An 18,640-nucleotide genomic window follows, 5' to 3' on the forward strand; every position below is an offset into this window, starting at 1 on the left:
ACGCCATCGTAACCAGGGCTTGACGTGGGGTGATCTATCCCACCTGGTCAGTTTCGGCGAAGGTGGAATACGGCCGCGTCGAGGTCGCCGCCCAGCCCGGTGCGCAGGCCCCGGTGCGCGAGCACCGCTCCCCGGTGCACCTCCCCGGTCTCCAGGTCCCGGTAGCCGGCCGCCGGGTCGAGCCCGCGCAGCCGCAGCGGGAGCTGTGCGTCGCCGTAGTGCTGCGCCTGGATCCAGGCCAGCACCACGGTCTCCTCGCCCCGGACGTACTGCACGGCGCTGAGCCCGTCGCCCTCCGGCGGCCGCAGCCGGTACAGCTCACCGTGCTGGACGACCGGGCGCACCCGCTTGTAGAGCGCCACCCAGTCGCGGGCCTCGGCGAGTTCCGCCTCGCTCCAGCGGGTCAGATCGCCGCCGACGCCCAGCACTCCGGCCATCGCGCTGACGAAGCGGAAGCGCAGCGAGCTGACGCGGGCGTTGCCCATGGCGTTGGGGCTGTCGGTGACCCAGGCGGCCATCACCCGGGCCGGGTGGAGCTGGCTGAAGCCGTGCTGGATGGCCAGCCGGTCCAGCGGGTCGGTGTTGTCCGAGGTCCACACCTGGTCGGTGCGGCCCAGGACGCCCAGGTCGATCCGGCCGCCGCCGCCCGAGCAGGATTCGAAGGCGACGCCGGGGTGTGCCGCGCGCAGCCGCTCCAGCAGCTCGTACAGCCCGCGTACGTGGTCGATCCACAGCCGCCGCGGATAGGCGTCGCCGGGCCAGCCGGCGTCCGAGAAGGAGCGGTTGAAGTCCCATTTCACATAGTCGATGGGCGCACCGCTGAGCAGGGTGTCCAGCCGCTCCCACAGATACTCGCGCACCTCGGGGCGGGCGAGGTTGAGCACGAGCTGGTTGCGGAATTCGGCGCGGGCCCGGCCGGAGTGGTGCTGCACCCAGTCGGGGTGGGCGCGGTAGAGGTCGCTGTCGGGGTTGACCATCTCCGGCTCGACCCAGATGCCGAACTGCATCCCCAGGGCGTGCACCTCGTCGGCGAGCGGCTTCAGCCCGTGCGGAAAGCGCTCCGGGTTGGCCGTCCAGTCGCCGAGCCCGGCCCGGTCGCTGGTGCGCGCCCCGAACCACCCGTCGTCGACGACGAACAGCTCGACGCCCATGGTGGCGGCGAGCTGCGCGAGCGAGCGCTGCTGCTCCTCGCTCACCTCGAACTCGGTGGCCTCCCAGGAGTTGTAGAGCACCGGCCGGGACAGCTCGGCGCCGGGGACCACCCGCGCGAGCTGCCAGGCGTGCCAGGCGCGGCTCGCGGCCCCGAAGCCGCCGTCGGTCCACAGCCCCGCGAAGACGGGGGTGGTGAACGACTCACCGGGCGCCAGCAGGAGCTGGCCCGCGTCGTCGTGGCCGACCCCGCCGACCGCCTGGACGGCGCCGTCGGCCAGCCGCTGGACGGCGATCCGCCAGGCCCCGGACCAGGCGAGCGCGCAGCTGTGCACCTCGCCGCTCTCCTCGGTGGCCTCCCCGTTGTCCAGGGCGATCCAGGGCAGATGGTGATGGCTGGTGTGGCCCCGGCGGCTGCCGATCACCTTCTCGCCGGGGGTGAGCTCGGTACGGGCCAGCCGGCTCTCGGCGGCCCAGCGGCCGTGCAGATGGGACAGCCGCCAGCGGTCGCGCGCCGGGAGCGACCAGGCGGCGGAGTCGGCGCGCAGCAGCTCCACGGGCTCCTGGCCGGCGTTGCCGGTGTGGGTGAGGGTGGTCCAGCGCTCGATGACATCGCCGTCCTCCCGCATCCGGTAATGGAGGGTGATGTCGAGGTGGTGCAGCGGGTCGTGGAAGCGCAGCCGCAGCTCCTGGCCGGTGCCGGGGTCCAGGACGGTGCCGCTGCTGAAGCGCCATTCGGTGCCGCGTACGCCCCCGGCGTGTACGGACAGGGCGGGGCGGACGAAACGCGGGCCGCCCTCCACGGGGTACTCCTCGCGCCCGTCCAGCGGTGATTCGAACGGCCGGTCCGGCGGCCCCGGCTCGGCGGCGAGGGCCTCGGCGTCCTCGACCGCGATGCCCGGGCCCCAGTGGAGATGGAGCAGTTCATCACGGTCGGTGACGTGCAGGGCATAGCTGCTGTGCCGCCCCGAGAGCACCCAGAGCCGACCGCTTCCACCGGTTTCGATCATCGCGCTCCCCCAATTCTCCACAGGTGTCAACATGATCGGGGAGGGCGGGCCGGTGCGGCAATGCCCTCGCACCGGCAGGAGACCGATTGCCCGTTGCACCCATGTCGTATGGTCGGCTCAGCCCGCCTCGTCGACGAGCCGCGTCGGCGGCCGATGGTGAAGGAGAGCCCGTGACGCAGCAGTCGCAGTCGCCGCAGGTCCCCCAGGCCGAAACACAGCTGGTGGGGGTACGCAACTTCCGTGATCTCGGCGGACTGCCGGCTGCCGACGGCCGCCGCGTGCGGCCCGGCGTACTGTTCCGCAGCGGCCATCTCGCCCATGCCACCGAGGCGGACAGGGCCTTCCTCGACGGTCTCGGCCTGCACACCGTCTTCGACTTCCGCAATGCCGCCGACATCAAGCTGGAGGGCCCGGACGTCACGCTCAGCGGGGTCCGGAACGTCAATCTGCCGCTGTCCGACCCGGCCGACGGCGCCGGTTTCTGGACGATGGTGCGCGAGGGCGATCTGGACACCCTGCGCAAGCTGCTCGCCGAGGGCCGGGCCGAGAAGCGCATGATCGGTTCCTATCGCGGGATCATCACCACCCGGATCGTCGAGCACGGCCGGATCCTCAGCGAGATGGCGGAGGACAGCTCGCCGGTGCTGATGCACTGTTCGGCCGGCAAGGACCGGGCAGGGCTGTCCATCGCGGTGACCCTGCTGGCCCTCGGCGTCGAGCGGGAGGCCATCGAGGCCGACTACCTCGCGTCGGCGGCCGCCCACCGCCGCTACAAGATCTGGCGCAAGGGCGATCCGGGGGACGGCTCCGACCCGATGTCCCCCGAGGTCATGGCGCTGCTGCTGCCGCTCTTCGACGCGCGCGCCGAATATCTGGCGGAGGCCTTCGCGACCATCGAGGAGACCTGGGGCGGCACCGACCGCTATCTCTCCGAGGGGCTCGGCCTCACCCCCGAGCGGCGCGAGCGGCTCCGCGAGCGGCTGCTCACCGCCTGACGGCACCGCCCCGGGGACGACAACGCCAACTGGCACCCGCCCCGGGGCTCACGGCTCACGGCTCACGGCTCACGGCTCACGGCTCACGGCTCACGGCTCACCACATCGTGTCGGCCCCGGGCTCGGGCTCGGTGACCCAGCCCGCCGTCAGCACCAGACCGGTGGCGCGGTGCACGGCCAGGAAGCCGAACGGCCGGTCGTACCGCACGCTGATCAGCTTCACCTTCCGCCGCGGCGGCGCCGAACCGGGCGCCATGGAGAACGCGGTCACCGCCGCCGCCCAGAACCCCTCGGCGCTGAACGAGGCGGTCATGGACTGCTCCCCGGAGGACAGCGCCAGCGCGGCCGGGCTGATCCCCGGGAAGTGGCCGCGCGCGGTGTCCTGGGCGGTACGCAGCCCGAACAGCTCGGCCCGGCGCAGCAGATCGTGCCGGGCCTTCACGGTGAAGGCCGGGGTGGTGAGCGTCACCCGGGGCGTGGGGTCCCAGCTCTCGACCTCCATCACCTGGACTCCGGGCCCGGCCGCGCCCGGCGGCAGCGCCGAGCCGGGCCATCCCTCGTACCGCCCGGCCACCGCGCCGATCCCGGCCTCCAGCACCTCGCCGCCCGGTGCGTCCTCGGCGCCCAGGGCCAGATGCACATCCAGCCCGTTGCCGCCCGCGACCCCGGAGAGGGTGAGCGGACCGGCCGGAGTGTCGGGGACGACCCGCAGCACCCCGTCGAGGTCGTCCACGGACCGGGTCAGCCCGGCCAGCGACCGGTCCCGCCACGGGCCGCTCCGCGGCATCAGCCAGCCCGGCCGGAACGGCTGCAGCCAGGCCGTCCGCACCGTGAGCGCCCCGGCCAGCACCAGCTGGGTGGCGGGGCTGAGCGGCACCGGCAGCTCGGCGATCGCGCCCCGGGTGCACCGGGACGCCCAGGCGTCCAGCTCCTTGCGGTCGTGCTCGCTGTCCCCGGTCAGCGCACCCCGTACGCCCGGCGGCAGCGCGGCCTCCCACGCGGGCCGGATCGGCAGCTCCTGGCGGGTCCACAGCCCGGTGGCGGCGTCGACACCGTCCATGCCGTCCAGCGCCCCGAGCAGCGCGCCGCCGAGCGCCGCCGCCCGGTCGGCGCCGACGCCCAGCGCGTCCTCCAGCTCCTGGCGGGCCGGGCCCCCGGCACCGCCCGCGAGCAGGGCGAGCAGCGGCCAGACCCCGGTGGCGGCGAGGACCGTGCCCTCGTCCCCCACGGCGGCCCGCGCCCACCTCGCCGTCATCGTGTTGACGGCCCCTACGGCGGTCGCGTCGGTCATGCCGGGTCCCCCATCGGTCAGCGGTTGGCCACCGCCTGCTTGACGAGAGTCCGGCCGAACTCCCACATCAGGCCGCCGCCCTGGTGTGCGTCGTCCATGACCGCGGTGAACGCCTCGACGAACCGGTCCACTTCCCGCTCGCCGATGATCAGCGGCGGAATCAGCTTAATGACCTCCAGATGGTCCCCGGACACCTGGGTGAGGATGCGATGGCGCCGGAGCAGCGGGACGACGACCATCTGCGCGAACAGCCCCTTGCGCGCCGTCTGCAGCATCGCCCACCGGCTGCGCAGCCCCAGTGAGCTGGGCCTGCCGAACTCGATGCCGATCATCAGCCCCCGGCCGCGGACGTCGTGCAGCAGCTCGTAGCGGTCCACGAGCGCGGCGAGGCGCTCGCGCAGCAGATCGCCGGTGCGGCGGGCGTTCGCCACGATCTCCTCGTCCTCCATGACGGCGAGGACGGCGAGCCCGGCCGCCATGGCCTGGGCGTTGGCGCCGAAGCTGGCGGAGTGGACCAGCACCCGGTCCATCGAGGAGTAGACCTTCCGGAAGATCCAGTCCTTGCCGAGGGTCGCGCCGACCGGCACATAGCCGCCGGAGAGGGCCTTGGCCACGCACACCAGATCCGGTTCGACACCGTCCTCGTGGCTGTAGGCGAAGAAGTCCCCGGTGCGGCCGAGGCCGGTCTGCACCTCGTCCGCGATGAGCAGCGCCTTGTGGCGGTGGAGCAGCTCCTGCGCGGCGCGCAGAAAGCCGGGCGGGGTCTCGTGCACCCCCTTGCCCTGGATGGGCTCCACCACGAACGCCGCCACGTCCCCGCGCGCCAACTCCCGCTCCAGCGCGTCGAGATCGCCCATCTCGATGGCGGTGTCGGGCAGCAGCGGGGCGAACCCCTTGCGGAAGCCGTCCTCGCCGTTGACCGACAGCGAGCCGGTGGTCAGCCCGTGGAAGGCGTGGGCGCAGTAGAGGATGCGCGGCTTACGGGTGGCGTAGCGGGCGAACTTCAGGGCCGTCTCGACGGCCTCGGTACCGCTGTTGCCGAAGAAGACCCGGTCCAGATGCGGCGCCTGGGCCAGCAGCCGCTCGGCCAGCAGACCGGGCAGCGGCTGGCAGTCGAAGCGGGTCAGATCGGCCAGGTCGGCGTCCAGGACGTCGTGCAGCGCCTTGCGGACCACGGGGTGGTGGCGGCCCAGGCCCATCACCCCGAAGCCGGCGAGCATGTCGAGGTAGTCCTGCCCCTCGTCGTCCCAGAAGTACGCGCCCTCGCCCCGCTCGTAGACCTTGTCGAATCCGATGGTCTGCAGCATCCGGGGCAGTTGGTGGTTGAGATGCCGGGTGTGCAGGTCGTACCGCTCCGAGGCGCGCTCGGCCAGCAGCTTCCCGAGGTCGAAGCCCGAATGCCGCTGCTGCTCGGCTGCTGTCATCCCTGGCTCTCCTTGGCGGCGGCGGTACGGGCCCGGGCGGCGGTACGGGACTCGGCGGCGGTACCGGCCTGGGCGGCGCCGCTCGCGCGCTGCTGACGGGCGGCGATACGGGTCAGGGCCGCCCCGATCCGGCCCGCGATCTCGGCGGGGGTGAGCCCGATGTCGGCGAGCACCTCACCGCGCTTGGCATGGGGCAGGAACTCCTCGGGGATGCCGAACGTCCGCACCGGCAGGTCGACTTCGGCGTCCCGCAGCGTCTGGGCGACCGCCGCGCCCACCCCTCCGGTGCGCACATTGTCCTCGACGACGGCCACCAGCCGGTGGCGCGCCGCGAGTCCCGGCAGCTCGGGGTCGACGGGCTTGACCCAGCGCGGATCGACGACCGTGCAGCCGATACCGCGCTCGGCCAGCAGCTCGGCGGCGCGCAGCGCGACGGTGGCCATGACCCCGGCCGCGACGAGGAGGACGTCCTCGCCCCGGCGCAGGACGTCCATCCCGCCGACGCGGTCGAGGGCCGCGATGGGCTGCCCCACCGACTCCTTGGGGAAGCGGATGACGGTCGGCGCGTCGTCCACGTCGATCGCCTCGCGCAGCTGGGCGCGCAGCTGGTCGGCGTCGCGCGGGGCGGCGATCCGCAGCCCCGGCACCACCTGGAGGACGGACATGTCCCACATGCCGTTGTGGCTCGGCCCGTCCGTGCCGGTGACACCGGCCCGGTCCAGGACGAAGGTCACCCCGCAGCGGTGCAGGGCGATATCCATGAGCAGCTGGTCGAAGGCGCGGCCCAGGAAGGTGGCGTAGACGGCGAAGACCGGGTGGAGTCCGCCGGTGGCGAGCCCGGCCGCCGAGACCGCCCCGTGCTGCTCGGCGATGCCGACGTCCCACACCCGCTCGGGATACGCCTCGGCGAAGCCGGCGAGGCCCACGGGGTGCAGCATCGCGGCGGTCAGGGCGACCACATCGGGCCGCTCGGCGCCGATCCGCACCATCTCCTCCCCGAACACCGAGGTCCATGAGCGGCCGCCGGAGGGGATGAGGGGCGCGCAGGTGAGCGGGTCCATCGCGGCGACGGTGTGGAAACGATCCGCCTCGTCCTCCAGCGCGGGCCGGTAGCCGCGTCCCTTCTCGGTGAGGCAGTGGACGAGGACCGGGCCGTGGAACCGCTTGGCGCGGCGCAGGGCCGACTCGACCGCCTCGGTGTCATGGCCGTCGATGGGGCCGACGTACTTCAGCCCCAGGTCCTCGAACATGCCCTGCGGGGCGAAGGCGTCCTTGAACCCCTTCTTGGCGCCGTGCAGCGAGCCGTACAGCGGCTGGCCGACCACGGGGGTGCGCTGCAGCACCTCCTTGCCCCAGGCCAGGAAGCGCTCGTAGCCGTCGGTGGTGCGGAGGGTGGCGAGGTGGTTGGCGAGCCCGCCGATGGTCGGCGCGTAGGAGCGCTCGTTGTCGTTGACGACGATGACCAGCGGGCGGTCCCGGGCGGCGGCGATGTTGTTGAGCGCCTCCCAGGCCATCCCGCCGGTCAGCGCCCCGTCCCCGATGACGGCGACGACATGGTCGGTGGCGCCGCGCACCTCATTGGCCTTGGCGAGGCCGTCGGCCCAGCCCAGCACGGTGGAGGCGTGGCTGTTCTCGATGACGTCGTGCTCGGATTCGGCCCGTGACGGATAGCCGGACAGCCCGCCCTTGTGGCGGAGCTTGGAGAAGTCCTGACGGCCGGTGAGCAGTTTGTGGACGTAGGACTGGTGGCCGGTGTCCCACAGGATGCGATCGGCGGGCGAGTCGAAGACGCGGTGCAGGGCTATGGACAGCTCGACCACGCCGAGATTCGGTCCCAGATGGCCTCCGGTCCTGGCCACCGCGTCGATCAGGAACTCCCTGATCTCCTGGGCGAGCACGTCCAGTTCCTCACCGGTCAGCGCCTTGAGGTCGTGCGGGCCCCGGATGTTCTCCAGCAACGGCATGTCGGTTCCCCTCCTCGTGTATCAGCCCACGGTGACGTCCGGGGTGCCCGACGGGACCCCCTCGTCCTCCATGCGCCGCGCGATGTTCATGGCCTCGTCGATCAGGGTCTCCACGATCTTCGACTCCGGCACGGTCTTGATGACCTCACCCTTCACGAAGATCTGCCCCTTGCCGTTACCCGAAGCGACACCCAGATCCGCCTCACGCGCCTCACCGGGGCCGTTCACCACACACCCCATCACCGCCACGCGCAGCGGAACCTCCATGCCGTCCAGACCGGCCGTCACCTCGTCCGCCAGCTTGTACACATCCACCTGCGCCCGCCCACACGACGGACACGAAACGATCTCCAGCCGCCGCTGCCGCAGATTCAGCGACTCCAGGATCTGGATCCCGACCTTGACCTCCTCCGCCGGAGGCGCCGACAGCGAGACCCGGATCGTGTCCCCGATCCCCTCACTGAGCAGCGCACCGAACGCCACCGCCGACTTGATCGTCCCCTGGAACGCCGGACCCGCCTCCGTCACCCCCAGGTGCAGCGGATAGTCGCACTGCGCCGCCAGCTGACGGTAGGCGTTGACCATCACCACCGGATCGTTGTGCTTCACCGAGATCTTGATATCCCGGAAACCGTGCTCCTCGAACAGCGAGCACTCCCACAACGCCGACTCCACCAACGCCTCCGGCGTGGCCTTGCCGTACTTCTCCAGCAGCCGCTTGTCCAGCGACCCCGCGTTCACCCCGATACGGATCGGCACACCCGCGTCCGAGGCCGCCCTCGCGATCTCCTTGACCTTGTCGTCGAACTGCCGGATGTTCCCCGGATTCACCCGCACCGCCGCACACCCGGCATCGATCGCCGCGAACACGTACTTCGGCTGGAAATGAATGTCCGCGATCACCGGAATCTGCGACTTCTTCGCGATCACCGGCAACGCGTCCGCGTCATCCTGCGACGGACACGCCACCCGCACGATCTGACAGCCCGACGCCGTCAGCTCCGCGATCTGCTGCAGCGTCGCCCCGATGTCCGCCGTCACCGTCGTCGTCATCGACTGCACCGAGATCGGCGCGTCGCCACCCACGGCCACCGGACCGACCTGGAGGCGGCGCGAGACCCGGCGCGGTGCGAGCGGCCTGCCCGGCATGGCGGGCAGGCCGAGTGCCACTGGTTCCGCCGAGCTCATCCCGTCACCCATGGCTTCCGGCGGCGGTCTCCCGGGCGGCGCGCAGCGACTCCTTGAGGGAGCCCATGGTCGCCAGGACCGCGGTGGGCTCATAGCCGCAGTGGGCCATGCAGTTGTCGCAGCGCGGGTCCTTGCCGCGGCCGTACTTGTCCCAGTCGGTCTCCTTGACCAGCTGGCGGTAGGTCGGGACATAGCCGTCGCTCATCAGATAGCAGGGGCGCTGCCAGCCGAAGAGCGAGTAGTTGGGGATGCCCCACGCGGTGCACGGGAAGTCCGCCTTGCCCTCGAGGAAGTCGAGGAAGAGCGGGCTGTGGTTGAGCCGCCAGCGGCGCCGGTTGCCTCCGGCGAACGCCTTGCGGAACAGCTCGCGGGTCTGCTCGACGCCCAGGAAGTGCTCCTGGTCGGGCGCCTTCTCATAGGCGTAGGCGGGCGAGATCATCATCTCGTCCACCTCGAGCTCGTCATTGAGGAAGTCGAGCACGTCGACGACGGTCTGCGGGGTGTCGGTATTGAAGAACGTGGAATTGGTGGTGACCCGGAAGCCGCGCCGCTTGGCCTCCTTGATGGCCTCCACCGCCTCGTCGAACACCCCCTCCTTCGCCACCGATTCGTCGTGCCGCTCCCGCAGCCCGTCGATGTGCACCGCGAAGGCGAAGTATGGGGAGGGGGTGAACAGATGCATCTTCTTCCGCAGCAGCATCGCGTTGGTGCACAGGAAGACGTACTTCTTCCGCTGCACCAGCTGCCGTGCGATCTCGTCGATCTGCGGGTGCATCAGGGGCTCGCCGCCCGCGATGGACACCATCGGCGCACCCGACTCCAGCACCGCGCCCACCGCCTGGGCGACGGGCATGCGCTGCTTGAGGACCCCGGCCGGATGCTGGATCTTTCCGCAGCCCTCGCACTTGAGATTGCACGCGAACAGCGGCTCGAGCTCGACGATCAGCGGGAACTTGTCCCGCCGCTTGATCATCTTCTGTTCAAAGAGATACGTCGCGACCCGGATGGTCTGGCGGAGAGGCATGGCCATCTAGCTCACCTCCTGGGAGCAGCGAAGAATGGTGCCAGTGAAAGAAAGCGGGAAGAACGGTCCGCAATACCCGGAAAGCTGATATTCCACCGCGCAGCGTGCCGATACGGACGAGTTCATGTTCTGGAGCGTCCACGACCACCCGGACGGCCGCAACCGGACGGACGCCGTGGCCGATGGCGGTGCGCAGGGTCGCGGCGGACTCCATGTCCACCGCGATGGCGCCGGTGCTGTGCAGCGCGGCCCGCTCCGCGCCGCGCACCACATGGTCGGAGCCCACGACCGGGCCGATGTGAACTCTCCGGCGGGGGCCGCCGGAGAGCGGACGTGACAGGGCGTCGGCGAGGATCCGGGGGCCGGTGCATACGGTGCGGCCCGCCGGATCGCGGGTCTCGTCGGCGACAACGATGTCCCCGGGGTGCATCCCCGGGGCCAGTCCGGCGCAGAAGCCGGTGGCGATGACGGCGGTCCGCGGCTCCCCGGACGCCCCGGGCTCACCGGACACCCCGCGCCGCTCCCCGGGCTCACCGGACCTTCCGGTCAGCGCCCGGGCCACGGCGCGCTCGGCCGACTGCGGCCCCATGCCCGTGCGCAGCACGGTCACGGGCCCGGCGGCGCCGGAGCCGGCGCCGCGCAGGGCGAACCGCTCGATGCCGAGCGCACAGGCGATCAGCAGCGGGGCACCGCCGGCCTCCGGGGCCGGATCGGCGGACATCAGCCGCTCCGCGGTCGCGCCCCGGTGGGCTCGCCGTGGACATACCGGCCGAGTGCCGTGACCGGGAAGACCTGCCGGTACAGGTGGTAGTTGATGGAGAAGTCCCAGGGGAAGCCGGTGCCGGTGAAGTACGGCTCGTCCCAGGAGCCGTCCTCGCGCTGGGTCTCGGCGAGCCAGGTGACCCCGCGCTCGACGGCCGCGCCGTCCCGCTCCCCCGCCGCCAGCAGCGCGAGCAGTGCCCACGCCGTCTGCGAGGCGGTGGAGGCGCCCCGGCCCATCCACTCGGCGTCGAGGTAGGAGCGCTGGTCCTCGCCCCAGCCGCCGTCCTCGTTCTGGACACTCTCCAGCCAGCGGACGGCCCGGCGGACCGCCGGATGGGAGGCGGGGACGCCCGCGGCGATCAGCGCGGGGACGACCGAGCCGGTGCCGTAGACGTAGTTGGTGCCCCAGCGGCCGAACCAGGCGCCGCTCGGCTCCTGCTCCGACAGCAGCCAGGCGATACCGCGCCGGGTGCGGGCGTCGTACGTCCTCCCTTCGTGGGCGAGCATCTCGACGACATGCGCGGTGACATCGGCCGACGGCGGGTCGACGACCTCACCGAAGTCGCAGAACGGCAGCTTGTTGGGGAGCGGGCTGGTGTTGTCGACGTCGAACGCGCCCCACGCCCCGTTCTTGGACTGCATGCCCAGGGTCCAGCGCATGGCGCGCCGCACGGCCGCCTCGATCCGCTCGGGCTCGGGGTGGTCGACCCGGCGCAGCGCCAGGACGACCTCGGCGGTGTCGTCGATGTCGGGGTAGTTGTCGTTGTGGAATTCGAACGCCCAGCCGCCGGAGGGGAGGCCGGGCCGCCGCACCGACCAGTCGCCGGGCCGGTCGATCTGCTCGGCCAGCATCCAGTCGGCGGCCTTGACCAGCGCCGGGTGGTCCGGGGCGAGCCCGGCGTCGGCGAGCGCGATGGCGGCCAGGCAGGTGTCCCAGACCGGGGACTGACAGGCTTCGATCATCCGGCTGCCGTCCTCGCGCCACACCGCGAAGCGGTCCAGCGACTCCAGACCGGCGCGCATCACCGGGTGGTCGAGGTCGTAGCCGAGCAGATGGAGGGCGATCACGGAGTAGACGGCGGGTGGCTGGATACCGCCCCAGCAGCCGTCGTTCTCCTGGCGCTCCACGATCCAGCGCGCGCAGGAGCGCAGCGCGGCCCGGCGCAGCGGGCGGAAGGCGACCTTGTGGTACGCGTGCAGGGCCCGGTCCAGCCGCTGGAAGGCGCCGTCCCACGAGGCGATGGGGGCCGGCGGCCGGGGCGGATTGGGTCTGCGGGGGTCGGTGTGGAGCTCGTCGAGGGGGAAGGGGGCCGGGCGCACCGGGCGTTTGGCCGAGACGATGGTCAGCGGCACGATGGTCTGCCGGGCCCAGCAGCCGAAGTCGTAGATGTTGAGCGGCAGCCACTTCGGGAAGTAGATGATCTCCGGTGGCAGCTCGGGCAGGTCCTCCCAGCGCCACCAGCCGAAGAGGGCCAGCCAGATCCGGGTGAACACCCTGGCCGCCGCGATGCCGCCCCGGGAGCGCACCCAGGCGGAGGCGGCGGCCATATGGGGCGCGTCGGGCTCGTCCCCGGCCAGCCGCAGGGCGACATACGCCTCGATGGTGGTGGAGAGCTCGGGCGGACCGCCGTGGAAGGAGGCCCAGGTGCCGTCGGCGCCCTGCTGGGAGCGGAGGAAGCGGGCCGCGGCGTCGAGGGTATCGGGGTCCTGGATACCGAGGAACTGCCGGAGCATCAGATCCTCGGCGTCCATGGTGACGTTGGTCTCCAGGTCGCCCTTCCACCAGCCCCGCTCGTCCTGGCGGGACAGCAGGTGCTCCACCGCACGGGCCGTCGCCTCACGGGCGACGCTTAAGGTCTTGGACTCGGATGACTCGGAGGGTTGGACGGTCGGTGTCGCTGTCATGGCTTCCCCTCTGCAGTGTGCTCAGCTGCCGTCTTTGGGGCTTCCGTCGGCCGGCACCCCGGCTGGATGCCGGCCGGCGACTGCGAACTAGCGGTCCATGGCGATCATCTCTCTCGTACGACGACGAAGTCGGCGAGCGCCACGAACCGGGCCCGGATCTCGGCGGGCATGTCCACCGAGTTCAGCGCCTCCATGGCGGTCGCATGCTGTCTGCGGGCCTCCTGGGAGGTCCAGTCCCGGCCACCTGACTGTTCGATCAGCGCGGCGCGGACGGCGAACTCCTCCTCCGAGAAGTCGGCGAACTCCTCTTCGGGCTTGTGCGCGTCGGCCGCGAGGATCTGGGCGAGCCGCTCGGAGTCGGGGCCGCCGGCGGCGAGCGCGGCGACCACGGGGAGGGACTTCTTGCGCTGGCGCAGATCGCTCCAGGTCCGCTTGCCGGTCGCCTCCGGGTCGCCCCAGATGCCGAGCAGGTCGTCGACGGCCTGGAAGGCGAGGCCCAGGTGGTAGCCGTAGCGCTCCAGGGTGTCGGCGGTGTGGTCGTCGGCGCCGCCGAGCACGGCACCGATGGAGGCGGCGCAGGCGAGCAGGGCGCCGGTCTTGTTGCCCTCCATCTCCAGGCACTCCTCGACGGTGACCCGCTCGCGGTGCTCGTAGGAGATGTCCTGGGCCTGGCCGTCGATGAGCTTGCGGGTGGCGGCGGTGAGCCGGCGGGTGGCCCGCCCGGCGTCCGCGGTGCCGAGCTCCAGCAGTATCTCGTTGGCCAGGGCGAACAGAGCGTCACCGACCAGGATGGCCTGGGCCGGGCCGTGCACCTTCCAGACGGTGTCGCGGTGGCGGCGCTGCTCGTCCCCGTCCATCAGGTCGTCGTGGAGCAGCGAGAAGTTGTGCACCAGCTCGACCGCGACCGCGCCGGGCACCCCGGCCTCCGGCGCAGCGCCCGCCGCCTCGGCCGACAGCAGGGCGAGCGCGGGGCGCACGGCCTTGCCGCCGTCGCCCTCCGCCGGGTTGCCCTCGGCGTCGATCCAGCCGAAGTGGTACGCGGCGACGGTGTCCATGGGCGGGGCCAGCCGGTCCACGGCGGCGCGCAGCACCGGTGTGGCGAGCGTGCGGCCGCGCTCCAGCAACGCCATGACTCCTGCGGTGTCGACAGCTGGGGTCGCCGGGGTCACGGTCTCTCCTCTGTTCTTGGTGGTGGTGCTCATGCCGCCTCCTTGGGCGTCTCCCCGCCCGGGGCGGGGAGCGAGTTCACATGCGGGCGGCCGAGGTGGCCGAGGGCCGCCCGGGCGGCGGAAAGACCGCTGCGCACGGCGCCCTCCATGGTCGCGGGCCAGCCGGTGGCGGTCCACGCGCCGGCCAGGTAGAGACCGGGCGCGTGGGTCGGGGCGGACGGCCGGAGGCGGCCGACGCCGGGAACGGGGGCGAAGGTGGCGGTGCGCTCCCGGGTGACGAAGAAGTCGCGCACCGCTGCCCCGCGGGCGACCGGAAGCAGCCGCTCCAGCTCGGGCAGATAGCGGTCGCGCAGCTCGGCCACCGGGCGGTCGATGTCGTCGTGGGCGGCGGACTGCGACACCGCCAGATACTGGCTGTCCCCGGCCCCGGGCGCGGCGCTGAGCCCGGAGGCGTCCGTACGGTCGAAGACCCACTGGACGGGGGAGCCGATCGCGGCGAAGAAGGGGCGGCGCAGCACCGTGCGGTCGTAGATCACATGCAGATTCAGGATCGGCGCGGTGCCGATGCGCAGCAGCTTCCCGGGGTCCTTCAGGGCGCCGTCGGGCAGCAGGGCGTGCGCCTCGCGCTGCGGGACGGCCAGGACCAGCACGTCCGCCTCGGCGGGGGGCTCGTCCCCCGGCCGTCCGGCCAGGGCCACGCTCCAGCGGCCCTCGGGGGTGCGGGTCACGGCGGTGACCCGGGTGCGCAGCGCGGTCGTCACGCCCGCCGCGTCCAGGGCGCGGCGGGCGTGGGTGTGGTGCAGCTCGCCAAGCGGGGCGCGGGCCCAGCCGATGTCGGCGGCGTCGGGCCGGGAGAGCAGCCCGGTCTTGAAGACCATCGCGGCGAGGCCCAGCGAGGCGTTCGGCGCGGTGGCGTTGAGCGTGGCCACGCCGACCAGGTCCCACAGCGCCTCGACGGCGCGCGGCGACTGGCCGTGGCGGCGCAGCCAGCCGGCGAAGTCCACCCCGTCCAGCGCCGGGTCCTGGGGGTCGAGCCGCCCGAGGGCGAGCGCGGCGCGGCCCACCTGGGCGCGCTCGGCGAGGGAGAGGTGGGGGTAGGTGGCCAGGCTCCTGGACAGATGGAGCGGCACCGGCAGGGCGGTGCGGCGCAACCGGCCGAGCCGCCGCCCGCTCCGCCCCTGGGCGTCGAGGACGGGAATGTCCAACCGGCCCTGGAGCGGGGCGAGTCGGGCGGCGCCGACCCGGTCAAGGAACCACTGGTAGGCGGTGCAGCAGCGCAGGTGGACATGCTGGCCGTTGTCGACGGTCAGCTCGCCCGCCGGGGAGGAACGGTGGAAGGAGAAGGCAAGGCCGCCCAGCCGGGGGCGGCCCTCGACCAGGGTGACCCGCAGCCCGGCGTCGGCCAGCTCGAGCGCCGCCGCCGTACCGGCGAGCCCGCCGCCGATCACCAGCGCGCTGCGCCCGGCGGGGCGTCGGCCGGTGGCCGGGGCGGGGCCCAGGGTCGAGTGGGTCACACCGGCCTCCCGGTGCCGCGGCGCTCGACCGCGCGGGCGTCCAACCCGGCCAGCCCGCGCACCGCCACATAGGCCTTCTCGTGCCCCGGCAGCGAGACGCGGCCGCGCAGGACGGCCGCGGGATCCTTGGCGATCCGGTCCAGGAGTCTGCTGTAGATGCCCGCCATCGCGGACACACACGCCCCGCTGCGCCGGTCCAGCAGCGGCAGCAGCCGGAAGCCCTCGGCGAAGAGCGCCCTGGCCCGGCGCACCTCGAAGTGGACCAGGCCGGTGAAGTCGGCGTCCGGCGGTGCGGTGGAGCCGCGGAAGGCGTCGGCGCAGCCGAATTTGGCGAGGTCGTCGGCGGGCAGATAGGTGCGCCCGGTGGCGGCGTCCTCGCGGACGTCCCGGAGGATGTTGGTCAGCTGCAGGGCGAGCCCGAGGGTGTCGGCGTAGTACGGGGCGCGCTCGAGCTCGTCCTCGCTGTGGCCGGTGCCGGGGGCGGTCCCGAAGACGCCGAGCGACAGCCGTCCGATGGCGCCCGCCACACAGCGGCAGTAGACCTTGAGGTCGTCCCAGGTCTCGTAGGTCTGCCCGGCCACGTCCATCAGCACGCCGTCGATCAGCTCGTCCAGCGCGTCGAGCGGGATCGGGAAGCGGTGTGCGGCATGGGCGAGGGCGACGGCGACGGGGTCGGTGTCGTCCTCCTCGATCCCGCCGCCCCGCATCCGGTCCAGCAGGGCGCGGGTGTCCGCCAGCCGGGCCCGCTTGGCCTCCGGGTCGAGGGGGCCGTCGCCGATGTCGTCCACCCGGCGGGAGAACGCGTACAGCGCCGACATCGCATGGCGCTTCTCCGTCGGCAGCAGCCTGATGCCGTAGGCGAAGTTGCGGGCCTGGTGCCCGGTCACGGCCTCGCAATAGCGGTACGCCGCGAGCACTGGCGCGGACGCGTGCGGAGATCCCTTCACGGTCCGGCTCACCCCTCTCTTCGCAGTGTCGCCCCCACCTCGCGCAGCAGGCTGAGCTTGGTGGGCCTGGGCGGTCCAGGGAGTACGTCATGTCCCGCGGCCGCGACCGCCCGCAAGGCGGCCCGCCCCCCGGCCACGAATCCGGCGAGCAGCACCTTGAGCCTGCCGTGGACGCTACCCACCAGGGGGGTGCCTTCATTCAGCAGGGCAGCGGCGCGTTCCGCCTCCTTCGCGACCAGCGCGCGCAACCGTGCGCCGCCCCTGGGGGCGGCGAGGTCGGCCTCGGTCACACCGAAGCGTTTCATGTCCTCGGCGGGCAGATAGACGCGGTCCCTGCGGAGGTCCTCGGCCACGTCCTGCAGATGCTCGATGATCTGCAGGGCGGTGCAGATGGCGTCCGAGTGGCGGATCCGCTCGGGGCTCGCGGTGCCGGTGATGCCGAGGACGAGCCGTCCGACCGGGTTGGCGGACAGCTCGCAGTAGTCGAGAAGCTCCTGGTAGGTGGCGTACCGCCGGATCCGCTGGTCCTGGCGGTTGGCCTCGATCAGGCCGCGGAAGGGCTCGGGGGTGAGCCCGTGGCGGTGGACGGTGGGGCGCAGGGCCGCCAGCAGCGGATGGCGCGGCTCCCCCAAGGGCTGGAAGACCCGGTGGAGGTCGGCCTCGAAGGCGTCCAGCATCGCGAGCGCGTCGCCCGCCTGGTCGCGGTCGAGGCCGAGCAACTCGGCGTCGGCGCCGCCGGGGGGCAGATCGCCGTCGCCGATGTCGTCGACCAGCCGGGCGTAGCCGTAGACGGCCATCAGATCGGTGCGCCAGGCGCGGGGCAGGAAGAAGGGGGCCACGGGGAAGTTCTCGTGGGCGGCCTTGTCGAGCACGGCACGAGCGGCTTCCTGCCCGCCGCTGTGGCTGCTCGACGTGGTATGGGACCCGCTGCGCTCGTCCTCGACGGTCACCGTGGACAGCCAGGCGTACGGGCGAGACCCAGGACGCCACGTGGAACCCGGCGACCGGGCCCCGCGGGAGCGCTGGAGATGGGCCGTCTAGCCAATGCCGTCACATCCCCCGTTCTACACCGGTTACCAGGGTCGGCACGATCCGGACACGCCGCTCCGTCTTGTCAACGGGCTCCGGCCTCTGGCCCCCGAACAGGGGACAACGGCACGGCTCCGGCATGATCCGGACGGTGATTGCCACAGCTTACGCCTCTCGGTGTACACGTGTACGGGGCGATACCCCGATGTGACCTCCGATGTGGCGCCGGGCGGGTGACCGGCGAACGCCCCCGGGCCGGTCCCCGGGGGGCCGTCGCGTGGCCTCAGACGACCTCTTCGTAGAACTCGGCGATGTCCAGCACCCGGCACAGATCGCGGAGCTCGAACTCGAAGAAGTGCTGGCCCTCGGAGAGGGCGAAGGACATATGGCCGAGCGCCTCCATGGAGATCACTCCGTACAGCCGCACCCAGCAGCGGAGCATCACGGCGATGGCGCCGGGGGGCATGTCGACGTCCTGGTCCTCGCTGAGCGCGGTGAGGGTGCGCGCGAGGCCGGGGTCGAGCTCCTCGACCTCCGGGGCGGGGAAGCCGCGCACCCGCCACAGATCGGCGACCAGATCGGAGAAGACGGAGCCGAAGACCCAGCTCATATGGCGCTCGGGCTTGGTCTCCTCACGGCCGAGCCCCGGGGCCCACGGGCCGAGGATGAGCCCGAACTCATGGGGGTGCTTGATCGCCCAGACGCGCAGCGCCCGGGCACCGCTGATCCACCGGCGGCCCGGCTCCTCCTCGGGATGCTGACCGAGGACCCCACGCATGAAGCGGGCCATCTCCTCGAAAATGTCCACACGCAGCTGAAGGATCAGCGCATCCCGACTACTGAAGTAGCGGTAGACGGCCGGCGCGGTCATGCCCATCTCACGCGCGATGGCGCGGATGGTCACATTTTCCGGGCCCTCCTGAACCAGGAGCGTCCGGGCGACGTCCTTGATTTCACGGATGGTCGCGATGCGCAGGCGCTCGCGCCGTGAGTACGGTGCGACGTGCGCTTCCCCTGGCGACACGCGTCCCCCTCCCTGATGCTGCGCCGCTCGACAACCCGGCGTACACGCACACGATACAGCGCCTCCGTTTAGTGAACAGCGGCGGTGACAGTGGCTCTGGTTCAACTGCTAGTCCCCCGACCCTGCCACAGATCCGCGGGGTTGCCCCGCCGGATGGCTCAGCGACCACCGTCCGGGTCAGCGGACGACGCGGGGGAGCGTGCGTACATACGTCGGACATTCATTCGGGGAGAAGGTGCGGGAGT

The 18,640-nt window shown here is 72.2% G+C and carries 14 protein-coding genes; 1 reads left to right on the forward strand and 13 read right to left on the reverse strand.

Annotation, left to right across the window (positions count from 1 at the left end; translation table 11 throughout):
* Positions 1–47: 47 nt before the first annotated feature.
* Positions 48–2,159: an alpha-galactosidase gene (locus J8403_RS09880; protein WP_211122842.1), complete on the reverse strand. Its 2,112-nt coding sequence runs from the start codon at positions 2,157–2,159 to the stop codon at positions 48–50.
* Positions 2,160–2,329: 170 nt separating this feature from the next.
* Between J8403_RS09880 and J8403_RS09885 the strand changes: the two genes are divergently transcribed.
* A complete protein-coding gene (locus J8403_RS09885) occupies positions 2,330–3,154 on the forward strand; it encodes a tyrosine-protein phosphatase (RefSeq protein ID WP_211122843.1) in 825 nt (274 codons plus the stop codon).
* Positions 3,155–3,251: 97 nt separating this feature from the next.
* Here J8403_RS09885 and J8403_RS09890 read toward each other — a convergent pair whose 3' ends face one another.
* The 12 genes from J8403_RS09890 to J8403_RS09945 form a co-directional block, all read right to left on the reverse strand.
* Entirely contained in the window at positions 3,252–4,445 is a 1,194-nt protein-coding gene (locus J8403_RS09890; RefSeq protein ID WP_211122844.1) for a serpin family protein, read from the reverse strand.
* Between the two features lie 17 nt (positions 4,446–4,462).
* Positions 4,463–5,869 carry an aspartate aminotransferase family protein gene (locus J8403_RS09895; protein WP_211122845.1) on the reverse strand — a complete coding sequence of 469 codons (1,407 nt, stop codon included), beginning with the start codon at positions 5,867–5,869 and terminating at the stop codon, positions 4,463–4,465.
* Complete coding sequence (gene dxs / locus J8403_RS09900; protein ID WP_211122846.1) at positions 5,866–7,833, reverse strand: 1-deoxy-D-xylulose-5-phosphate synthase; 1,968 nt, start codon at positions 7,831–7,833, stop codon at positions 5,866–5,868. The genes J8403_RS09895 and dxs overlap by 4 nt, the downstream gene beginning before the upstream one ends.
* Before the next feature lie 21 nt (positions 7,834–7,854).
* A complete protein-coding gene (gene ispG / locus J8403_RS09905; protein ID WP_425519889.1) occupies positions 7,855–8,982 on the reverse strand; it encodes a flavodoxin-dependent (E)-4-hydroxy-3-methylbut-2-enyl-diphosphate synthase in 1,128 nt (375 codons plus the stop codon).
* Between the two features lie 43 nt (positions 8,983–9,025).
* Positions 9,026–10,051 carry an adenosyl-hopene transferase HpnH gene (gene hpnH / locus J8403_RS09910; RefSeq protein WP_211122848.1) on the reverse strand — a complete coding sequence of 342 codons (1,026 nt, stop codon included), beginning with the start codon at positions 10,049–10,051 and terminating at the stop codon, positions 9,026–9,028.
* Positions 10,002–10,766: a phosphorylase family protein gene (locus J8403_RS09915; RefSeq protein WP_211122849.1), complete on the reverse strand. Its 765-nt coding sequence runs from the start codon at positions 10,764–10,766 to the stop codon at positions 10,002–10,004. The genes hpnH and J8403_RS09915 overlap by 50 nt, the downstream gene beginning before the upstream one ends.
* On the reverse strand, positions 10,766–12,712 hold the full coding sequence (gene shc, locus J8403_RS09920) for a squalene--hopene cyclase (protein ID WP_211122850.1): 1,947 nt from the start codon (positions 12,710–12,712) through the stop codon (positions 10,766–10,768). Before shc ends, J8403_RS09915 begins: the two co-directional genes overlap by 1 nt.
* A gap of 104 nt (positions 12,713–12,816) precedes the next feature.
* A complete protein-coding gene (locus J8403_RS09925) occupies positions 12,817–13,914 on the reverse strand; it encodes a polyprenyl synthetase family protein (RefSeq protein WP_211122851.1) in 1,098 nt (365 codons plus the stop codon).
* Positions 13,911–15,395, reverse strand: a complete 1,485-nt coding sequence (hpnE, locus tag J8403_RS09930; protein WP_246585775.1) for a hydroxysqualene dehydroxylase HpnE — start codon at positions 15,393–15,395, stop codon at positions 13,911–13,913. Before hpnE ends, J8403_RS09925 begins: the two co-directional genes overlap by 4 nt.
* Positions 15,392–16,354: a presqualene diphosphate synthase HpnD gene (gene hpnD / locus J8403_RS09935; RefSeq protein ID WP_371864623.1), complete on the reverse strand. Its 963-nt coding sequence runs from the start codon at positions 16,352–16,354 to the stop codon at positions 15,392–15,394. The genes hpnE and hpnD overlap by 4 nt, the downstream gene beginning before the upstream one ends.
* Positions 16,351–17,214: a squalene synthase HpnC gene (gene hpnC, locus J8403_RS09940; protein WP_211128164.1), complete on the reverse strand. Its 864-nt coding sequence runs from the start codon at positions 17,212–17,214 to the stop codon at positions 16,351–16,353. The genes hpnD and hpnC overlap by 4 nt, the downstream gene beginning before the upstream one ends.
* A gap of 440 nt (positions 17,215–17,654) precedes the next feature.
* Complete coding sequence (locus tag J8403_RS09945; RefSeq protein WP_059144333.1) at positions 17,655–18,395, reverse strand: TetR/AcrR family transcriptional regulator; 741 nt, start codon at positions 18,393–18,395, stop codon at positions 17,655–17,657.
* Positions 18,396–18,640: the final 245 nt, after the last annotated feature.

Source organism: Streptomyces yatensis, assembly GCF_018069625.1.
Lineage (GTDB): Bacteria > Actinomycetota > Actinomycetes > Streptomycetales > Streptomycetaceae > Streptomyces > Streptomyces yatensis.

Coding starts and splice junctions, on each gene's coding strand:
- J8403_RS09880 (WP_211122842.1), bottom strand. CDS start 2,159: ATGATCGAAACCGGTGGAAGCGGTCGGCTCTGGGTGCTCTCGGGGCGG.
- J8403_RS09890 (WP_211122844.1), bottom strand. CDS start 4,445: ATGACCGACGCGACCGCCGTAGGGGCCGTCAACACGATGACGGCGAGG.
- J8403_RS09895 (WP_211122845.1), bottom strand. CDS start 5,869: ATGACAGCAGCCGAGCAGCAGCGGCATTCGGGCTTCGACCTCGGGAAG.
- dxs (WP_211122846.1), bottom strand. CDS start 7,833: ATGCCGTTGCTGGAGAACATCCGGGGCCCGCACGACCTCAAGGCGCTG.
- ispG (WP_425519889.1), bottom strand. CDS start 8,982: ATGCCGGGCAGGCCGCTCGCACCGCGCCGGGTCTCGCGCCGCCTCCAG.
- hpnH (WP_211122848.1), bottom strand. CDS start 10,051: ATGGCCATGCCTCTCCGCCAGACCATCCGGGTCGCGACGTATCTCTTT.
- J8403_RS09915 (WP_211122849.1), bottom strand. CDS start 10,766: ATGTCCGCCGATCCGGCCCCGGAGGCCGGCGGTGCCCCGCTGCTGATC.
- shc (WP_211122850.1), bottom strand. CDS start 12,712: ATGACAGCGACACCGACCGTCCAACCCTCCGAGTCATCCGAGTCCAAG.
- J8403_RS09925 (WP_211122851.1), bottom strand. CDS start 13,914: ATGAGCACCACCACCAAGAACAGAGGAGAGACCGTGACCCCGGCGACC.